Consider the following 19,491-nt stretch of genomic DNA (forward strand, 5'->3'; position numbering starts at 1 on the left):
ACAACCGCATCCGCATGCACTCGGCCCTGGGCTACCGGACACCGATGCAGGCGGAGTGGGATTACCAAACCGTCAGGACTGTATCCTGACTACCTGTCTGTGGAATGCGGGGCAGTCCATACCGTCCCCTTTTGCTGCGTTTGCGGGCTATTGCCCGCTTGGCGGCTCCCAGAGCTCCACTTTATTGCCTTCCGGGTCGATCACCCAGCCGAATTTTCCAAATTCGGACGACTCCGAATCGCCCAGCACATTGCAGCCCTCCGTGCGCAATGCGGCGAGTAATGCATCGAGGTCGGCAACCCTGAGGTTCAGCATGAAGGGCGCAGGGCTGGGATCCATTTTGTCCGTGCCCATGTCAAACAGGCTCCAGATAGTCATGCCTGGGGCACTGTCGGGGCCACCCCAATGGAAAATGGCACCCCCCCAATCGGTCACGTCAAAGCCAAGGTGGTCGCGGTACCACGCACTCAGTGCTTTCGGGTCTTTTGACTTGATGAAAATGCCGCCAATGCCGGTAGCGCGTTGCATGAATGTCTCCTGGCCGGAAGGCTTGCTCTGCTGATGGATGCATGAGTGTAGCCGTACCGTAAAGCAGCGTTGGCGTGGACGCCCCCCCCCGCTAGCGGCGCACCACCTTGATTACGCGGGCATCCTCCGCATGTTGCAGCAACAACTTGCGCACGCGGTCTTGCCACACCGAGGCAAAGGCGGCACGCTCAGCGTCAGTGGCATCTGCGGCCAAGGCTCGCCCCATCAGCATCCGCATCTGCGGCGCAGGCGATACGCTGGAGAGATCCATCGAGACATACACTGTATCGCCCGTATCACTGCGACAAAAACCAGCGATGCAGGATAAGTCGTTACTGCCGTAGCGCAGCAGGCCATGCCGCGCATGGTGCCCTCCAATCCCGTGAAATCCGTTATTGCCCGCAGCACCCGTGAGCAAAGTGAACACCTGCGCGATAACGCCGGTGGTACCTTCCTCTTCTGCCATGCTCATCGTTACCACCACACTGCCACGCTCTGGCACTGCATCGGGATACAGCGCGCGCAGGGCGGCGCGCGCCATCAGATACGCACCGGCCACCGTGGGGCAGGAATGCCCGGCCAAGCGCACCGCATCGGCGTAGCCATATTCAATCAAGCCACCTTCCGCAGCACCTAATAATTCCGCCAATGGATCGCGCAGGACGATTCCTGGTGCCGCGGAAAAAAAGGCGGGTAGCGCCATGACTTACTCCTCAGGCAAACCAACGATGCGGAAGTCGATCACTACGCCTGCTTGCTCACGCTGGCGATATTCAACGGTGACATGCTCGCCAAAGCGCTGCTGGATTTGGCCCAGCAACGGGATGGGGTCATGGTCGTTGATGAAGCGCATGGTTTCGCCATTACGCAGCGCCCCCAATGCGCCAAAGATGGCGGAATGCCGAAACCGACGGGCGACTCCGCGTGCATCGAATACATGCACATTCGGGGCTGGATCAAGTTGAAAAGACATCGCTGCTGACTCCTGTTTGCAACTACAACGCCATGCTACGCAACCCCAATCCCGCTGCCCTGACCCATGTCAAGGCGGCGCATGACCTTTGAAATTGGTCGCAGGCGTCATTGCTGGCAGCTGGCAGGCGTCCAGGCGCGAGCCATGCGAGCCATGACGTGGCAATCAGCGCGTACCCGGCATGCGTGGGGAAGTTGCAAGCGCAGCCCGGCTATAATTGGCGGATAACTCCAACCGCCAGCAGAGCCTACGCCATGAGTATCGAACAACTTGCCGAAACCGCCCGTGCCATGGTTGCCCCGGGCAAGGGCATCATTGCCATTGATGAGTCTTCCGCTACCTGCAAGAAGCGCTTTGAGGGTGTGGGCATCGAGTGCACGGAAGACACCCGCCGCGCCTACCGCGAGCTGCTGCTGACTGCGCCGGGCGCCAACCAGTACCTGTCCGGCGCGATCCTGTTTGACGAAACCATCCGCCAATCAACCAAGAGTGGGGTGCCGTTTGCCAAGTACATGCTGGACAACGGCATGATCCCCGGCATCAAGGTGGACAAGGGCACGGTGCCGCTGGCCGGCTTCCCCGGCGAACTGGTGACGGAAGGCCTGGACGGCCTGCGTGACCGCCTGAAGGAGTACTACAAGCTGGGCGCGCGGTTTGCCAAGTGGCGCGCGGTGATTACCATCGGCGACGACATCCCTTCCGGTACCTGCATCGAGGCCAACAGCCATGCGCTGGCCCGCTATGCCGCGCTGTGCCAGGAGTGCGGTCTGGTGCCGATGGTGGAGCCGGAAGTGTTGATGGATGGCGATCACGACATCGGCACCTGCTATGAAGTGACTGAAGTGGTGCTGCGTTCGCTGTTTGATGCGCTGTACAACCAGAGCGTGATGCTGGAAGGCACCATCCTCAAGGCCTCGATGGTGGTCCCGGGCAAGGCGTGCGATGAGCAGGCCAGCGTCGAGGAAGTGGCCGAATCCACGTTGATGTGTTTGAAGTCGGCGGTGCCGGCAATTTTGCCGGGCATCGTGTTCCTGTCGGGCGGCCAGAACGACCACGATGCCACCGCGCATCTGGACGCGATGAACAAGATGGGCCCGAACCCGTGGCCGCTGTCGTTCAGCTATGGTCGTGCGATGCAGCAGGCCGCGCTGAAGCTGTGGGCCACCGACATGGCCGGCAACTACGCCAAGGCACAGGCGACGGTGTTCGAACGCGCCAAGGCCAATGGCTTGGCTGCATTGGGACAGTGGCAGGGCTGATCGCCTCGCGCCATCGCCGTGAAATCGAGCGCCAGCCGAGTGCTGGCGTTCGTCTTTGTGGCGAAGCTTGACCGACGTCGTGGTTTGCCCCCCAGCCGATGGCACAGGAAGACGGTCATCCTCGCCAGTTAAAATCGGCAACCCCACGCTTGAGTCCCCCCATGTCACAGCGGTTCACTGGTCATTTCTGGGCTGCCTTGGTGGCCATGCTGATGCTCACGGCATGTGGCAAGCAAGACAAGCCCGGCAGTAGCGGCCCCGGCGGTGGGCGTGGCAATCAACCGGTACCCGTGGTGGTAAGCACGATTGCCTTGCAGGACTGGAACGACAACTTGCAAGCGCTGGGCACGGTGCGTGCGCACGAGGCCGTCACGGTCACCGCCAAGGTCAGCGAAACCGTGCAGCAGGTGCATTTCGAAAGCGGGCAGGACGTTGCCAAAGGCGCGCCGCTGGTGACTTTGAGTGGGCAACAGCAAGACGCGTTGTTGGCCTCGGCGCAGGCGCAACTGAAAGATGCCGAAGCACAATTGCAGCGGCTCACCCAATTGGGCGGTCAGCAATTGGTGGCACGTTCCGCGGTGGATACCGCCCGCGCTACCCGCGACGCGGCGCGTGCGCAGGTGGGCCAGATTCGCGCCAATCTGAGTGACCGGGTGATTCGTGCACCGTTTGCCGGTGTGTTGGGCATTCGCCAGGTCAGCCCGGGCGCGTTGGTGACACCGGGCACGGTGATCGCCACGCTAGATGATATTTCGCGCGTGTATGTGGATTTCCCGGTGCCGGAAACCGAGCTGGCGGACGTGGCGCCAGCGCAGGCGTTGACGGGTACTGCCGGGGCGTATCCCGGAAAACGTTTTGATGGCCGCGTGCAGACGGTGGCGGCGCGACTGGATGCCGGCTCGCGTTCGGCCACCGTGCGCGGCGAGTTTGCCAACCCCGAGCGCTTGCTGAAGCCCGGCATGCTGGTACGCGTGGCTTTGCTGCGCAGTACCCGCAAAGCCTTGGTGGTGCCCGAATTGGCGGTGCAGCAAATTGGCAACGAGACGTTTGTGTGGCGAGTAAAGGGTGATGGCACGGTGGAGAAGGCGGATGTGGTGGTGGGTGGCCGCATTCCCGGTCAGGTGATGCTGACCAGCGGCATTCAAGCAGGCGACAGCATCGTCACCGAAGGCACCGGCAAATTGCAGCCGGGAGCGAAGGTGGCTGCAGGTGCTGCACCCATGGCCGATGATGCGAAGCACTGAGCCATGAATCTGTCCGATCTTTCGATCAAGCGCCCGGTGCTGGCGGTGGTGATGAGCCTGCTGCTGATCGTGCTGGGGGTGATGTCGTTCCTGCGCCTGACCTTGCGTGAGTTGCCGGCCATCGACCCGCCCATCGTGTCGGTGCAGGTGGACTATCCCGGCGCTTCGGCGGGGGTGGTGGAGACCCGCATCACCAAGCCGCTGGAAGACGCACTGGCCGGCATCGAAGGCATCAACACGATTGATTCCAACAGCCAGAACGGCAGCTCGCGGATCAGTATCGAGTTCTATGCCTCGCGCGATATTGAAGCTGCGGCCAACGATGTGCGCAACGCAGTCAGCCGCGTGTCCGACCGCATTCCAACCGAGGCCACGCCACCTGAAATCAGCAAGGTGGAAGCCGATTCCGATGCGATTATCTGGCTGAATCTGCGCTCCACCACGATGGATCAAATGCAGATGTCGGATTACGCACAGCGTTATCTGGTGGATCGGTTTTCCAGTCTGCAAGGCGTGGCGCGGGTGTTTCTGGGCGGTAGCCAGCAATACGCCATGCGCGTATGGCTGGATGGCGACAAGTTGGCGGCGCGGGGGTTGACCGCCAGCGATGTGGAAAATGCGTTACGCCTTGAAAACGTGGAGCTGGGTGCGGGCCGGATTGAATCCACCAATCGCGATTTCATTTTGCGCGTGGCGCGTGACTACACCACCCCCGAGGCCTTCGCACGGATGCCGCTGGGCAAGGGCAGTGATGGGTATGTGGTGACGTTGGGGGATGTGGCGAAGGTGGCGTTGGAGTCCACCGAACGGCGCGCCTACTACCACAGCAATGGCGAACCGGCGATGGGCATCGGCATCGTCAAGACTTCCACCGCCAATAGTCTGGAAGTGGCGAAAGAAGCGATTGCAGAGGGCGACAAGATTCGCGCATCACTGCCCAAAGGCACTGATATTTATGTCGCCTACGACAGCACCACCTTCATTTCGGCGGCGGTGGAGCGGGTGTATGAAACCCTGATCGAAGCCATCGTGCTGGTGCTGGTGGTGATCTGGTTGTTCCTGGGCAGCGTGCGTGCGGCAATGATCCCGGCGGTCACCGTGCCGGTGTGCGTGATCGCCTCGTTCATCGCGCTGTATGCATTCGGGTTTTCGATCAACCTGCTCACCTTGCTGGCCTTGGTGCTGTGCATTGGTCTGGTGGTGGACGATGCCATCGTGGTGGTGGAAAACATCCAGCGCCGGGTGGACTTGGGTGAGCCGGCATTGGTTGCCGCACGGCGTGGCACCAAGCAAGTGGCATTCGCGGTGTTGGCCACCACGGCGGTGTTGATCGCGGTGTTTTTGCCGGTGGGATTTTTGCAGGGCAATACCGGGCGGCTATTTCGCGAATTGTCGGTGGCATTGGCGGCGGCGGTGGCCATTTCTGCCTTCGTGGCATTGACGCTAACCCCGATGATGGCCAGCAAATTGCTGCGTCCGCATACCGGCCCACATGCGGTGCATGAAAACAAGGTGAGCGAGTGGTTGAATGCCCGGTTCCAGCGGCTGGCCGGTGGCTACCGCGGCGTACTGGGGCGCAATGTGCATCGGGTCTGGCTGTTTGCCGGCCTGCTGCTGGCAGCGGTCATTGCGCTGGTGGCCTTGTTCAAATTGCTGCCCACCGAATTGGCACCGTCGGAAGATCGCGGGTCCTTCCAATTGATGATGGAAGGTCCGGAAGGCGCGGGCTTTGATTACACCGTGGGGCAGATGAAAAAAGTCGAAGCCATTTTGGCCAAAGACATCGGCCCCGATAAAACCATCCTGCGCGCCAACCCACGGGTGCCGGGCAGTTTCGGGGCCAGCGAAGAAATGCATACCGGGCGGGCCATGGTGTTTTTGCAGCCCTGGGATAAGCGCAGCAAAAGTACGGTGGAACTGGCGGCCGAGTTGGAAAAGAAATTTGCCGGGCTTGCCGGGGTGAAAGTACGCACGCAGGCCGGTGGTGGGCTGGTGCGCACGCGCGGGCAACCATTCCAATTGGTCCTGGGTGGGCCCGATTACAAAGAGCTGGCCGGCTGGCGCGACATCATGCTGGCCAAGATGGCAGGCAATCCCGGGTTCATGGGGCCGGATTCGGATTACAAGGAAACCCGGCCGCAGATGCGGGTGGTGATCGACCGTGCGCGTGCGGCGGATCTGGGCGTCTCCGCCACCGACATCGGCCATGCACTGTCCACCATGATGGGCGGCATCCGCGTGACGACCTTTGTCGATAACGGCGAGGAATACGACGTCAAGCTGCAAGCCGACCGCAAAGGCCGTGACTCGGTGGCGGCGCTGGATGCCTTGCAGGTACGCGGGCGCGGCGGCGTGTTGGTGCCGCTATCGAATTTGGTGACGCTGAAAGAAGTGGCCGAACCGGGCACCTTGAACCGCTTCAACCGCCTGCGCTCGATTACCTTGAGTGCGCGTCTGGCGCAGGGCTATCCGCTGGGCGAAGCGGTGGCGTGGGCGCAAAAAACCGCACGCGAAAGCCTGCCGGACTACGCGCAAATCAGCTGGAAAGGCGAATCGCGTGAGTTGCAGCAATCCGGCGGCGAGGTACTGGTGACCTTCGCGCTGGCGCTGTTGATTGTGTATCTGGCGTTGGCGGCGCAATTTGAAAGCTTCCTGCATCCACTGGTCATCATGCTGACCGTGCCGCTGGGTGTGCTGGGCGCATTGATCGGGTTGTGGGTCACCAAGGGCACGGTCAATTTGTTCTCGCAAATCGGCATCGTGATGTTGGTGGGCTTGGCGGCGAAAAACGGCATCCTGATAGTGGAATTTGCCAACCAATTGCGCGATGAAGGCCGCAGCATCCACGATGCGATTGTCGAGGCTGCCGCCACTCGCCTGCGCCCGATTTTGATGACATCGATTGCCACCGTGATGGGCGCAGTGCCGCTGGTGATTTTTGGTGGCCCGGGCTCGGCCAGCCGTGCCACGATTGGCATTGTGGTGATCTTCGGGGTGTCGTTCTCGACCCTGTTATCGCTATTCGTGGTGCCGGCGTTCTATGCGCTGCTGGCCAAATACACGCATTCGCCGGAACAACTTGCGCATACTTTGGAAAAACTGGAAGCGGAAACCCCGCAGGCAGGCGGTCATGCGTGATCACGATGGCAATTCCCCGTGGGGTTCCGGCTCCAAAGCGCGGGGCCCGAAAGCGCACAGCCCGCGCGCAACGGGTGAGGGCGCACCGCGCCCCTATCCTCCCAGAGAGGGTACGCCACGCCCTTATTCGCCACGCCACGCCCCCGCACGCGCCGCCGCGCCGCAGGAGGATGCAGTACCCGCACACTCCGCACGTGAGCGCCGTGATGCCGAGCTGCGCCTGTATGGCATGAACGCCGTGCAAGCGGTGTTTGCGCGCCGCCCGCAGGCATTGCGCAAGTTGTATTTGAGTGAGGCCCGCATTCCGCAGTTGCAGCCACTGTTGAAGTGGTGCGTGGCCAACCGCGTGGGCTATCGGGTGGTGGACGATGGCGATTTGCAGAAGCTTGCCGCCAGCGCGCACCACGAGGGCGTGGTTGCGGAAGTGCTGCGCGAGGAGCCGCTGCCGTTGTCGAGCTGGCTGCGCGATCTGCCGGCGGGGCCGCAATGTGCGCTATGGCTCGATGGTGTGGGCAATCCGCATAATTTTGGCGCGATCTTGCGTAGCGCGGCGCATTTTGGGGTCAGCGCCATGTTGCTGCCCAAGCACGCCACCTTGTCCCTGTCCGGCGCGGCGGCGCGGGTGGCCGAAGGCGGTGCGGAAACGCTGCCGATGGTGCGGCTGGGGCGCGAGGACAATAGTCTTGCGCAATTGCACGCCGCCGGGTTTCAGTTGGCGGCCACCGTGGTGCGCGGTGGCAGCGATGTGTTCAACATCACCCTGCCGCAGCGCTTGATTTATGTGCTGGGCGCGGAAGCGGTGGGCATGTCGCCGGAACTGGCGGCGGCCTGTGACTTGCGGGTGTCGATCCCCGGCAGCGGCGCGGTGGAAAGCCTCAATGTCGCTTCTGCCACCGCAGTGCTGTTAGCGCAGTGGGCGAGCCGCAACCGATAATTCGAAGTGGAAACGGGGCTGTGATTGGCCCCGTTTTGTAGCCTCACTTCTGCGCCGTCTCCGGCGCTTTCAGCGCGCTACCGAAATCCCCCTCGGCATCGGCGGCCAGGTAGGCAAACGCGACATAGGCGGCCACGTTTTGTGCCAATTCAGCCGGGTCGATTTTGTCCAGCGTGTCGTCCGGGGTGTGGTGATAGTCGAAGTATTTGCTGGCATCTTGCGCCAGCCCGGCGCAGGCCATGCCGATGGCATTGAACGGGGAGGTATCGGGGCCGCAGCCTTCGGTGTCTTCGCGATGGGCAATGCCCAGTGGCGCGAGGACTTGCGCAATCCGTGCCACGGCCGGCTTGGCGTAATCGGGCACCTTGGCATTGAAGGCGTAGATGCGGCCAGCGCCCAGATCACTTTCTGCGCCAATCTGGTGCCGGGTGATTTGCGCCTTGTGCGCATCCGCATAGGCGCGGCCACCAAACAGGCCCTGTTCTTCATTGGCAAACGCAATCACGCGAATGCTGCGCGCCGGGCGCTGCGCTTTGGGCAATTGGCCAATCAAATGACCGGCGGCCATGCTGATGCCGACGCCGGCACCGTCATCAATCGCGCCGGTGCCAAGATCCCAGGAATCCAGATGGCCGCCAATCACCACCACCTCATCCGGCTTGCTGCGCCCGGTGATTTCGCCGATCACGTTTTGCGAGGTGTACTCGCCATTCCAGCCGCAATCCAACGCCAGCCTCACGCGGATGCTGCCCAGTGCAGTCAGGCGCGCCAGTTGGTCGGCATCGGGCAACGACAGCGCCGCCATCGGGATCGGCGTAATGCCCGGCTGGAAGCGGCTGATCCCGGTGTGCGGATTGCGATGTGAGTCGGTGCCGGCCGAGCGCATCAGATAACCCATCGCACCGGCTTTGGCGGCGGCGGAAGGGCCTGCGCCACGCACATGCGAGCCCAGCCCATAGCCTTCTCCGGTTTGGCTGCGTGGCATGTGCACATCGACAAACGCAATTTTGCCGGCCAGCGAGCCCGGCGCTGCTTTTTCCAGCGCGTCCAGCGACTCAAAGCGCACCACCTCGGCCTCGACCGTACCGCCGGGACTGCCACCCAGGGCGGTCACCGCCAGTGCCTGCGCATGATCGCCGATGATGTGTGCCGATTCACTGCGGCGCTCCCATTTGGGGAACGTCACCGGCTCGGTCCACACCTTGTCATAACCCAATTGCTTGAACTTGGCCTTGGCCCATTCGACTGCGCGGGCATCGGCGGGGCTGCCGGCCATGCGTGGGCCGACTTCGGTGGTCAGCGATTCGGTGACTTGCCAGCCAGTGCGGTCGGTCAGGGCGGCATCGCGCAGTTGCGCCGCTTTGGCCAGTGCCGCATCGCTGATGCGAGTGGGTTGCTTGGCAGCCAGTGGCATGGACACCAGCACGGCGAGGGCGGCGGCAAGAACAGTGACGCGCATCGGCACACTCCGGAAACAGGAAACCCCGAGTCTAGGCCCGGGGCTTGCTGGAGTTCCTGTGCCGAAAGTTATTTTTTCAGCGCATCGCGGATTTCACGCAGCAACAGCACATCTTCCGATGGCTCAGCGGGCGCGGCTGGCGCGGCTTCTGGTTGTTTGTGCAGCTTGTTGATGACTTTCACCACCATGAAAATGGCGAACGCGACGATCACAAATTGCAGGAGTGCGTTGATGAACTCGCCATACGCCAGCATCACGGCGGGCACTTCCTTGCCGGCGGCATCCACGCTGGCAGCTTTCAGTACGACAGCCAATTTGGAAAAATCCACGCCGCCAATCAGCAGCCCAATTGGCGGCATGATGACCTTATCGACCAGGGCGGTGACGATCTTGCCAAATGCACCACCGATCACCACGCCCACCGCGAGGTCGATCACGTTGCCACGCATGGCAAATTCTTTGAATTCGGTGAGCATTCCCATTTGCGATTCCTTCTGTATGTATGGATGCAGCGCTAGTACGCAGGCGGTGCAATCTTGCCGTGAACATTCAGCGTATCACCGATGCGCGCATCGAATTCATCACCGGGTTGCAGTGCCGCCACGCCAGCAGGGGTGCCCATGAAGATCAGATCGCCGGCGCAGAGGGCGTAGAGTTTGGAGAGTTCGTGCAGGATCTCGGGTACATCCCAAATCAATTGATCCAAGGTGGAGGCTTGCCGGCGCACACCGTTGACATCCAGCGTGATCGGCAACGTGTCCAGCGCATCCAGCTCGGCCGCAGGCAACAGTGCACTGATCGGCGCGGAGTGATCAAAACCCTTGCCGGTATCCCACGGCAGACCCTTGGCTTTGGCTGCTGCCTGCAAATCGCGGCGGGTCAAATCCAGACCTACGCCAAAGCCGAACACCAAGCCCATGGCAGCAGTTGGCGGCAATACGCCGGGCGGCGCATCACTGCCCAGCGCCACCACCAGCTCCACTTCGTGATGCAGGTCACAGGTACCCGGCGGGTATGGCACCACACCATCGGTGACGATGGCATCGGCCGGTTTCATGAAGAATGTGGGGGTGCCGCGCTCGGCTTTGGACGCGGGCGCAATGGCACCCATTTCGCGGGCGTGGTCGGCAAAATTGCGGCCCACGCAGTAGATGCGATGCACCGGAAAACTACCCAGTTGGATGCCGCTGCGATCGCGCACCGGAACGCGCGGCGGCGCGGGTGCCGGGATCACGTCCATCAGTGGGTCAGTTGCGCTTTGCCAACCACACGGTAATCGCCGTCGATGCTGTCGGCACGCGCACGCCCCGCTACCGGCTTGCCGCGCTGCGCCCACAACCGCCACAACAGGCCAGCGGCCAACATCGCCGCACCTACAAACAGGCCCACCACCACCAATCCTAGCAAGAGTGCAATGCCAAGCACGCCTAGTGCGATGCGCAGCAATGGGTGGCGCGGGCGACGTGGGGTGTCGAACATGACGCTGCGGAAACGGCGAAAACGGCGGTGTTGGAAGATCGGCATCGTGATGCAGTCCTGTGGCGATAGGTGCCATGACACAATGGAGGCAAGTATCGACAGAACCGGTGGGGCAGGTGTGAGCAGTTCGTTAAACGAAGGGTCTGCGGGCACAGTGTTGGCGAATTTGCAGGACCTTGCGCCCGACAGTGTGCATGCGCGAGAGGTTTGGATTGATGGCGAACTGGAGGCGCTGATTTTGTACCGCGATGCAGCAGGCGATGTGCAAGGTTGGTTGAATATCTGTCCACATGCCGGGCGGCGATTGGACTGGAGCCCGGGGCAGTTTTTGCGCAGCAAGCAGGGCGAATTGGTGTGCGCGGTGCATGGTGCCACCTTCGCGTTGCCGCAAGGGGCTTGCGTGGCAGGACCCTGCCGTGGCGAGAGTCTGCGCAAAGTGGCGTTGCTGTGTGAAAACGGCGAAATCCGGCTGGTTGCGGCGGCTTAATAAAGCAGGTTGATCATCACCACGATGATGGTGGTGTAGATCAGGGTCAGCGGGCCACCGCTGCGCCACATATCGCGTGCGGTGTAGCCAGCAGGACCAGTGATCATTGAAATCGACGGGTTCGATGCGGTGATGAAATTGTTCGACGCTGACAATGCCACGATCAAGGCAAACGCCGTGGGATTACCACCCACCGCCAGCGCCAAGTTGATCGCCAGTGGCACCATGACAATCGTTGCCCCCACATGGCTGATCACCATCGAAAACGCAGTGGTGAACAGCGCCAGTGCCAGTTCGATCAGCCACGGCGGCATGCCCTGTGGCAATCGGTCGATGCTGTGGCCGGCCACCCATGCCGCTGCGCCACTGCTATCCATCGCCCAGCCCAAAGGGATCAGGCAGGCCATCAGGAATACAGTCTTCCAATTAATCGCGGCGTAGGCCTCGTCCATCTTCAAGACACCGGCCACCAACATGCCGGCCACGCCGGTCATCAGTGCGATCGAAGTGGGGATGCGCGAGGACAATGCCAGCAACATCGATATCGCAAAAATGGCCATGGCGATCTTGAACTTGTGTGGGCGTTGCTCGTCTTTCGGATAGTCGGTGACCACCACAAAGTCATTGCTCTTGGCGGCGTCGGCAAGATCGCTCCAGATGCTGTGCAGCACCAGCATGTCGCCGGCGCGGATCGGGAGGTTGCGCACATCGTCGCGCAAAACCTGCTTGTCGCGGTTGATCGCCAGCAGGCTCAAGCCGTGTTGTTTGCGCAGCCGGAGTTTCGATGACGGTTGGCCGATGAAGGTCGAATTCGGCGGCACCACCGCTTCGGAAATGCCAGCGCGGCTGGGATTGAACAAGTCAGCCAGCGCGCGCAAACGCGAAGACATGCGCAGAAAGTTTTTTTGTGCGAAATCGGAAATTGCATCACGCTGGCCCATCACGCCCAGCACGCTGCCTACCCAGATGCGGGTGTCACCGGGCGGCGCAAGCCGCGATTCGTTGCCGGTCAACAGTGCAAGTAACAACGGCGCATCCACTTGGCTTTCGGCATCCCCCACGCTCATGCCTACCAGGGGGCTATCGGCGGTCACGGTGAGCTCGAAAATGTCGCCATCAATTCCGTAAGCACGTGCGAAATAACTCTGGGTGCGTGCTGGTGTTACCGCATCCGGGCTATCTTGCGGGAGTAGCCGGCGGCCAAAAAAATGGAAATAGAGCAGTGATGCCGCCAGCAATATCAAGCCGATGGGCAGTGGGGCAAACATTTTCAGCGGCTGCAGCGATGCTGCGCCGGAGGGCATGTTGGCATTGGCCGAAACCAATAAGTCGTTGAGCAGGATCAGCGGTGAATTGCCGACCATGGTCAAGCTGCCACCCATGATGATGGCCGCCGAAACCGGCATCAGCAGGCGTGACAGACTGATGCCGGTACGTGCGGTCAACCGCGAGACCACCGGCAGATACAGCGCGGTGGCGGAGGTGTTTTGTATGATGGCCGAGTTCAGGCCAGCCACGGCCTGCGCCAGCAACAGTAGCCGTTGTTCCATGCCGTGCGCACGGCGCAGCAACCAGCTGGCCAAACGATTGAGTGCACCGGTGCGATCGAGGCCAGCACCCAGGATCATGGTGGCGATGACGTTCATCACCGCGTCCGAGGAAAAGCCGCCAAACAGGTCTTCAGGTGCCACCAGCCCGGTCAGCCCCAGCAGTACCAACACCACCAGTGACACCACGTCGGCGCGAATGCGTTCGAACAGGAACATCACCATGGTGAAGCACACCAAGCCCAGCACCCATTGCATATCGGTGGTAAGGGTGAGGGTGGTGTCCATCCGTCCGTTCAATGTCCTGATGAGTTGTGGCGCAGTGTCTCAATAACGGGTGTACAGCAAATCCCAGACGCCGTGGCCAAGGTTCTGGCCGCGAGTTTCAAAATGCGTCTGCGGCCGCCACGATGGGCGAGCCACATGGCCACGCGGGCCGGCCGTGTTGGAAAGCCCTGCGGTGGCCTCCAGTACGTCCCACATGTGCTCGGCATAGTCCTGCCAGTCGGTGGCAAGGTGCAAGCGGCCAGCGCTGGCCAGCTTGCGCACCAGCAGGGCGGCGAACGCATCGTTGATCAGTCGCCGCTTGTGGTGGCGCTTTTTGTGCCAAGGGTCGGGGAAGTAGATGCGCACCTCATCCAGCGTGCCATCGGCGATCTCGTGTTGCAGCACTTCCACCGCATCGTGGTGGTACAGACGCACATTGCCCGTATTGTCTTCCGCCAGTGCATTGAGCAGCCGCCCCACCCCCGGGGCGTGCACTTCGATGCCAATATGGTCGCGTGCGGGATCGTGCCGGGCGGAATAGCGCAAGGCTTGCCCATTGCCGAAGCCGATTTCCAGAATGCGCTTGGCGCTGCGCCCGAAGGCAGCGTCGAAGTCGCGCAGCGTGCCGGTGTAGTCCAGCCCGAAGCGCGGCCAGAGGTCATCAAACGCACGCTGTTGTGCTTCGGTGAAGCGGCCCTGACGCAGCACGAAGCTGCGCACCTTGCGCACGCCGTCGGTGACGGTAAAGGGTTTCGGCGGGGTCTTGGCGCCGGCGCTGGAGAAGGGATCGGTCAAGGGGGCTCACGCGACAAGGACTGCAACCTGCCTATTGTCGCCGGATCTTGACAAAATGTGACGCAGCGCAGCGTGAGAGCGTTATGATTTCATGAAATGATGCGCGCCATTCGCGGGCGTATGTCACGACGAAGCTGGCCCCGCAACCAGAGCCAGAGCTGCGACCACCTCCCCATGACTTTCCATGACTTTTCGAGGATACCCATGAAAACCCTGTTGCGTAGAACCCTGCTGTCGGCTGCCCTGGCTTTGGTTGCGCTGCCCGCAATGGCGCAGAGCACGCCTGATTCGCCGTTTACCAAGACCGTATTCTTTGGTGACAGTCTGACCGATGGCGGCTTCTTCCGTCCGTTGCTGCCTGCTGCCTCGCAGTCGGTGACTGGACAGTTCACCACCAATCCCGGTTATGTCTGGTCGCAATACATGGCCGATTACTTCCGCAGCAATGCGGATGTGGCGTGGAAGGCAACCGGTGCCACCCCCGCCAAGGCCAATGGCAATAACTGGGCCGTGGGCGGCGCGCGGATCAAAATCGATTCAGTAGGTGGCCTGGGCTATACCCCGTCGTTGGTGAGCCAGTACAACGCGTATTTGGCGGCCGGCAATACGGTCGATCCCAATGCTCTTTATGCCATCTGGGGCGGTGCCAATGACGTGTTCCAGGCGATCACCGATTACCAAACGGCCTATGTCACTACTCTGATGGGGGGGGGTAACCCGACCCAGGCCGATGCGGCTGGCCAAGCGGCTGCTGGCGCCACCATCAGCCCGGCAATCGCCGCGCAAATCGGGTTGATCGGTGCACTGAAAACCGCCGGCGCGCAGTACATTCTCGTGCCCACTTTGCCGGATATGGGGCTGACTCCGTCGGCCGCAGCCGGGGGTGCACAGGGCATCGCATTGGCGCATGGTCTGTCGACAAATTACAACAACGCGTTGTTCGGCGGCTTGTCCAGCGCCGGGCTGCACGTGATTCCAGTAGATACCTATCACTTCCTGCAGGAAGTCGTGGCCAACCCGGCCGCATTTGGCTTGACCAATGTGACGGGGGTAGCGTGCTTGACCCAGCCGCCGCCGGCAGGTGCTTCGTCGTTGTTCTGCAACCCGCTATCCACCGTACCCAATGGCGCCAACACCTACCTGTTTGCCGATGGCGTGCACCCGACCTCGGGTGCGCACAAGGCGCTGGCGGATCTGGCTGTCTCGATGATCGATGGGCCGCGCCAGATCGCCGTGTTGCCACATTCGGCAGCGATGGTGGGGCGTTCACGCGCCTCCATGGTGGAGACTACGGTCACCAGCATGGCGATGTCGAAGGGCGAGGGCATGCAATGGTGGGCTGATATCCGTGGCGATCAACAGCGCTTCAATCAATCGGCCGGATTTGATGGCTTGGGTGGTACCGGTTCATTCGGGATCGGCTGGCACACCGGGAATGTGGTGTACGGCGCATTTGCAGGTTATGGCCGGCAAAAACTCGACTTCGGGTTTGATCGCGGTGATTTCCGCCAGACCGATGCCAGTATTGGCGGGTTTGCTGGCTGGGCTGGCGACAGCGGGCTGTGGGCCAATGGCCAATTGAGCTGGACCAAGCTGAGCTACAAGGTGAACCGCCAAGTCAATTTGGGCCAAGCGGTGCGCGTGCATAGCGGCTCGCCGGACGGCACCAACCTCAGCGCGGGTGTCAGCGCCGGCTGGACCTTCAAGCACAACAAATGGCAGAGTGGCCCGGTGTTGTCCTTGCTGTGGCAGAACATCAGCGTGGACGGTTATGCCGAAAACAGCACCCAATCCAGCGCGCTGGCGTTTGCCAAGCAAGACGGTGATTCACTGATGGGTAGCGCAGGCTGGCAGGCCAGCTACAGCATCAACGAACACTTGCAACCGTATGCACGCGTGACTTGGAATCATGAATTCAAGGATGCTCCGGCGCAGGTGTGGGCACAGTCGCAGTCGATGGCCAATACACTGCCCTATGCAGTGCCGGGTGTGCCCTTCGATGACAGCTACGGCACCCTTGGCATCGGTCTGCGCAGCAAGCTGCTGGGGATGGATGTCACCGCCGGCAGCAACCTGAGCATCAACCAAAAGGGCGGTCACGACACCAATTTCTTCGTCACCGTGGGCGGCTCGTTCTGAGCAGTACTGCAATGCGCGTTCACGCGCGCATTGCATCTTCAATGGGCAAGGTCTTAGACTGGCGGCGCTCGCGGGTGTAGTTCAATGGTAGAACTGCAGCTTCCCAAGCTGCTAGCGTGGGTTCGATTCCCATCACCCGCTCCAAAACGCTTAAACCCCTGGTTTCCAGGGGTTTTTTTGTTGTCCGTGATTTATGCGGAACCGCCCTCTGGGGATCGTCCTGGGTATCGCGTCTAGTCCTGATCCGCCCCGAATCTGCTTCGGGATGCGTGATGGGCAGTTTGTTGCCTCCATTTTCAGTGGATGTGCCACGCCTAGCACACCCACTGCAGCACAGCCGGGAAGCCGAAGATGCGGAAATCAGCAAAAAATTGAAATACCCGGGCATAATAAAAATTGAGCTGCACTGCAGCATTCGGTTGCCTGCAGAGCTTGCTAGACTGGCGCTTCGAACTGAACCGGGAATGGAGCGCGCAATGAATTGGCTCAACGAAATGCTGCAAAACGACCCCGATCCGCAGGAGTCGCGGGAGTGGATCGAGTCGCTGAAGGCGGTCATCGACCATGATGGCCCGCAGCGTGCGCACCATTTGCTGGAAGGCATGGTGGAAATGACCCGGCGTGCCGGCGCGCATATGCCGTTTGCGCCGACTACCGCCTACATCAATACCATTCCCCCGCATCTGGAACCGATGATGCCGGGCGATGCGCATCTGGAATGGCGGTTGCGTTCGATCATTCGCTGGAATGCCATGGCGATGGTGGTGCGCGCCAACCGCAAGCCCGGCTCGCTGGGTGGGCATATCGCCAGTTTTGCCAGTTCCGCCACCCTGTACGACGTCGGCTTCAACCACTTCTGGCGCGCCCCGTCCGATCAACATCCGGGGGATTTGCTGTATATCCAAGGCCACAGTTCGCCGGGGATTTATTCGCGTGCGTTCATGGAAGGCCGGATCAGCGAAGACCAGCTGGAAAATTTCCGCATGGAAGTCGATGGTCGTGGCATCAGCAGCTACCCGCATCCCTGGCTGATGCCGGATTTTTGGCAAACCCCCACCGTCAGCATGGGCTTGGGCCCATTGGCGGCGATTTATCAGGCGCGCAGCTGGAAATATCTGGAGGCCCGCGGCCTGATGCCCAAGAGCGACCGCAAGGTGTGGTGCTTCATGGGGGATGGCGAAACCGACGAGCCGGAATCGCTGGGTGCCATTGGCGTCGCCGGCCGCGAAGGGCTGGACAATCTGGTCTTCGTGATCAACTGCAACTTGCAGCGTTTGGACGGGCCGGTGCGCGGCAACGGCAAGATCATTCAGGATTTGGAAGGCCAGTTCCGCGGTGCCGATTGGAATGTGATCAAGACGATCTGGGGCAGCTATTGGGATCCGCTGCTGGCCAAGGACACCAATGGCCAACTGCGCAAGATCATGATGGATACCGTGGATGGTGAATACCAGAACTGCAAAGCCTTTGGTGGCGCGTACACACGTGAGCACTTCTTCGGCAAGACACCGGAAACGCTGGCCATGGTGTCCAGTTTGTCGGATGACGATATCTGGCGTTTGAACCGTGGTGGGCACGACCCGCACAAGGTGTATGCCGCGTACGACAAGGCGGTGAAGACGGTGGGGCAGCCTACCGTGATCTTGGCCAAGACGGTGAAGGGTTATGGCATGGGCAGCGCCGGCGAAGCGCTCAACCCCACCCATCAGACCAAAAAACTGGATAACGATGCGGTGCGAGCATTCCGTGACCGCTTTCAATTGCCGATCACTGATGATCAGCTGAAAGATGGCGCGGTGCCGTTCTATCGCCCCGATGAGAAATCACCGGAAATGGAATACATGCGCGAGCGCCGCGCCGCCCTCGGTGGGCACCTGCCGCAGCGCCGCCGCAAGGCCAGCAAGCCGCTGGACGTGCCGCCACTGGCGACCTTCGAGCGCCTGCTGAAGTCCACCGGCGAGCGCGAGATCAGCACCACCATGGCGTTCGTGCAGATGTTCAACATCATCCTGCGTGACAAGCAGGTCGGCCCGCGTTGCGTGCCGATCGTGGCCGACGAGGCGCGCACCTTCGGCATGGAAGGGCTGTTCCGCCAGCTGGGCATCTATGCCCCGCAAGGCCAGAAGTACAAGCCAGTGGATGCCGACCAGCTGATGTTCTACCGCGAGGATGCGGCCGGGCAGGTGCTGGAGGAAGGCATCACCGAGGCCGGCGCGTTCGCCAGCTGGATGGCGCTGGCCACCGCCTACAGCAGCAGCGATTTGCAGATGCTGCCGTTCTACATCTACTACTCGATGTTCGGCTTCCAGCGCGTCGGCGACTTCGCGTGGCAGGCCGGCGACATGCGCGCGCGCGGCTTCGTGCTGGGTGGCACCGCCGGTCGCACCACGCTGAACGGCGAGGGCCTGCAGCACGAGGATGGCCATTCGCACGTGCAGAGCTCGCTGATCCCGAACGTGCGCAGTTATGACCCCACCTTCGCGTATGAAGTCATCACCATCATGCAGTACGGCATGCAGCGCATGCTGGCCGAGCAGCACGATGAGTATTTCTACATCACCCTGATGAACGAGAACTACACCCATCCGGAAATGCCGCAGGGCAGCGAGGAAGGGATCATCAAGGGCATGTACCTGCTGCAGGATGCGGGCAAAGGCAAGAAGACCGACTTGCGCGTGCAATTGCTGGGTAGTGGCACCATCTTGCGCGAAGTCATCGCCGCAGCTGAACTGCTGGACAAGGACTTCGGCATCAAGGCCGACATCTGGTCCTGCCCCAGCTTCACCGAGCTGGCTCGCGACGGCATGGATGCCGAGCGTTGGAATCGCTTCCATCCCGAAAAAGCTCAACGCAAGCCGTGGGTGACGCAGTTGCTGGAAGGTCGTCAAGGCCCGGTGATTTGTGCGACTGACTACGTGCGCACGTTTGCCAACCAGATCCGCGAATACGTGCCGATGCGTTACAGCGTGTTGGGTACTGATGGCTATGGCCGCAGCGATACCCGCGAAAACCTGCGTCGTCACTTCGAAGTGGATCGTTGGCATGTGGTACACGCCGCAGTGGCGGCGCTGGCCGCAGAAGGCAAGCTCACCGCCAAGGACGTGGCGCGTGCGATCAAGATGTACAAACTCGATACCGAAAAGCAGAATCCGTTGCTGGCGTGATGCATGGCAGGATTTTCTAATCGCGAGCGACTTCAAGCAGCACGATTTCGGCTGTGGGAACGGCATGCCAGCAAGTGC

The 19,491-nt window shown here is 61.3% G+C and carries 16 protein-coding genes and 1 tRNA gene; 8 read left to right on the plus strand and 9 right to left on the minus strand.

Translation table 11 applies throughout. From position 1 onward, the window contains the following. Positions 1–147 precede the first annotated feature (147 nt). From K7B09_RS05780 to K7B09_RS05790, 3 genes are all read right to left on the minus strand, one after another. Entirely contained in the window at positions 148–528 is a 381-nt protein-coding gene (locus tag K7B09_RS05780) for a VOC family protein (protein ID WP_223627781.1), read from the minus strand. 91 nt (positions 529–619) lie between these two features. Beyond that, positions 620–1,231 (minus strand): FmdE family protein, encoded by a 612-nt coding sequence (locus tag K7B09_RS05785; protein WP_223627783.1) that lies wholly within the window; start codon positions 1,229–1,231, stop codon positions 620–622. A gap of 3 nt (positions 1,232–1,234) precedes the next feature. After that, positions 1,235–1,501, minus strand: a complete 267-nt coding sequence (locus K7B09_RS05790; RefSeq protein WP_223627785.1) for a DUF2249 domain-containing protein — start codon at positions 1,499–1,501, stop codon at positions 1,235–1,237. Positions 1,502–1,755: 254 nt separating this feature from the next. Between K7B09_RS05790 and K7B09_RS05795 the strand changes: the two genes are divergently transcribed. The 4 genes from K7B09_RS05795 to K7B09_RS05810 all read left to right on the plus strand — a co-directional run bounded on the left by K7B09_RS05795 (position 1,756) and on the right by K7B09_RS05810 (position 8,076). Beyond that, a complete protein-coding gene (locus K7B09_RS05795; protein ID WP_223627787.1) occupies positions 1,756–2,760 on the plus strand; it encodes a class I fructose-bisphosphate aldolase in 1,005 nt (334 codons plus the stop codon). Positions 2,761–2,921: 161 nt separating this feature from the next. Beyond that, positions 2,922–4,004, plus strand: a complete 1,083-nt coding sequence (locus tag K7B09_RS05800; protein ID WP_223627789.1) for an efflux RND transporter periplasmic adaptor subunit — start codon at positions 2,922–2,924, stop codon at positions 4,002–4,004. Positions 4,005–4,007: 3 nt separating this feature from the next. After that, entirely contained in the window at positions 4,008–7,142 is a 3,135-nt protein-coding gene (locus tag K7B09_RS05805) for an efflux RND transporter permease subunit (RefSeq protein ID WP_223627791.1), read from the plus strand. Next, positions 7,135–8,076, plus strand: coding sequence for a TrmH family RNA methyltransferase (locus tag K7B09_RS05810; RefSeq protein ID WP_223627792.1), 942 nt, complete (start codon positions 7,135–7,137; stop codon positions 8,074–8,076). Before K7B09_RS05805 ends, K7B09_RS05810 begins: the two co-directional genes overlap by 8 nt. A 43-nt stretch (positions 8,077–8,119) precedes the next feature. Here K7B09_RS05810 and K7B09_RS05815 read toward each other — a convergent pair whose 3' ends face one another. The 4 genes from K7B09_RS05815 to K7B09_RS05830 all read right to left on the minus strand — a co-directional run bounded on the left by K7B09_RS05815 (position 8,120) and on the right by K7B09_RS05830 (position 11,059). Next, entirely contained in the window at positions 8,120–9,535 is a 1,416-nt protein-coding gene (locus K7B09_RS05815) for a M28 family peptidase (RefSeq protein ID WP_425507844.1), read from the minus strand. Positions 9,536–9,603: 68 nt separating this feature from the next. Then, positions 9,604–10,017, minus strand: a complete 414-nt coding sequence (gene mscL / locus K7B09_RS05820; protein WP_223627794.1) for a large-conductance mechanosensitive channel protein MscL — start codon at positions 10,015–10,017, stop codon at positions 9,604–9,606. A 32-nt stretch (positions 10,018–10,049) separates the two neighbouring features. Continuing rightward, entirely contained in the window at positions 10,050–10,775 is a 726-nt protein-coding gene (locus K7B09_RS05825; RefSeq protein WP_223627796.1) for a fumarylacetoacetate hydrolase family protein, read from the minus strand. After that, a complete protein-coding gene (locus K7B09_RS05830; protein ID WP_223627798.1) occupies positions 10,775–11,059 on the minus strand; it encodes a hypothetical protein in 285 nt (94 codons plus the stop codon). Before K7B09_RS05830 ends, K7B09_RS05825 begins: the two co-directional genes overlap by 1 nt. Positions 11,060–11,132: 73 nt before the next feature. Between K7B09_RS05830 and K7B09_RS05835 the strand changes: the two genes are divergently transcribed. Then, a complete protein-coding gene (locus tag K7B09_RS05835; RefSeq protein WP_374349073.1) occupies positions 11,133–11,501 on the plus strand; it encodes a Rieske (2Fe-2S) protein in 369 nt (122 codons plus the stop codon). Here the strand turns inward: K7B09_RS05835 and K7B09_RS05840 are convergent. Both K7B09_RS05840 and trmB read right to left on the minus strand, forming a co-directional pair. Then, complete coding sequence (locus tag K7B09_RS05840) at positions 11,498–13,336, minus strand: SLC13 family permease (RefSeq protein WP_223627800.1); 1,839 nt, start codon at positions 13,334–13,336, stop codon at positions 11,498–11,500. The genes K7B09_RS05835 and K7B09_RS05840 overlap by 4 nt on opposite strands. A gap of 39 nt (positions 13,337–13,375) precedes the next feature. Further along, positions 13,376–14,110 (minus strand): tRNA (guanosine(46)-N7)-methyltransferase TrmB, encoded by a 735-nt coding sequence (gene trmB / locus K7B09_RS05845; protein ID WP_223627802.1) that lies wholly within the window; start codon positions 14,108–14,110, stop codon positions 13,376–13,378. A gap of 204 nt (positions 14,111–14,314) precedes the next feature. Between trmB and K7B09_RS05850 the strand changes: the two genes are divergently transcribed. The 3 genes from K7B09_RS05850 to aceE all read left to right on the plus strand — a co-directional run bounded on the left by K7B09_RS05850 (position 14,315) and on the right by aceE (position 19,413). Further along, the gene (locus K7B09_RS05850; protein ID WP_223627804.1) at positions 14,315–16,249 is read left to right on the plus strand and encodes an autotransporter domain-containing protein; all 1,935 of its coding nucleotides are present in this window, start codon (positions 14,315–14,317) and stop codon (positions 16,247–16,249) included. A 70-nt stretch (positions 16,250–16,319) separates the two neighbouring features. Beyond that, positions 16,320–16,393: transfer RNA gene (locus K7B09_RS05855), tRNA-Gly, on the plus strand. A 332-nt stretch (positions 16,394–16,725) separates the two neighbouring features. Further along, positions 16,726–19,413, plus strand: coding sequence for a pyruvate dehydrogenase (acetyl-transferring), homodimeric type (gene aceE / locus K7B09_RS05860; protein ID WP_223627806.1), 2,688 nt, complete (start codon positions 16,726–16,728; stop codon positions 19,411–19,413). Positions 19,414–19,491: the final 78 nt, after the last annotated feature.

The organism is Thermomonas beijingensis, assembly GCF_020034655.1.
Lineage (GTDB): Bacteria > Pseudomonadota > Gammaproteobacteria > Xanthomonadales > Xanthomonadaceae > Thermomonas > Thermomonas beijingensis.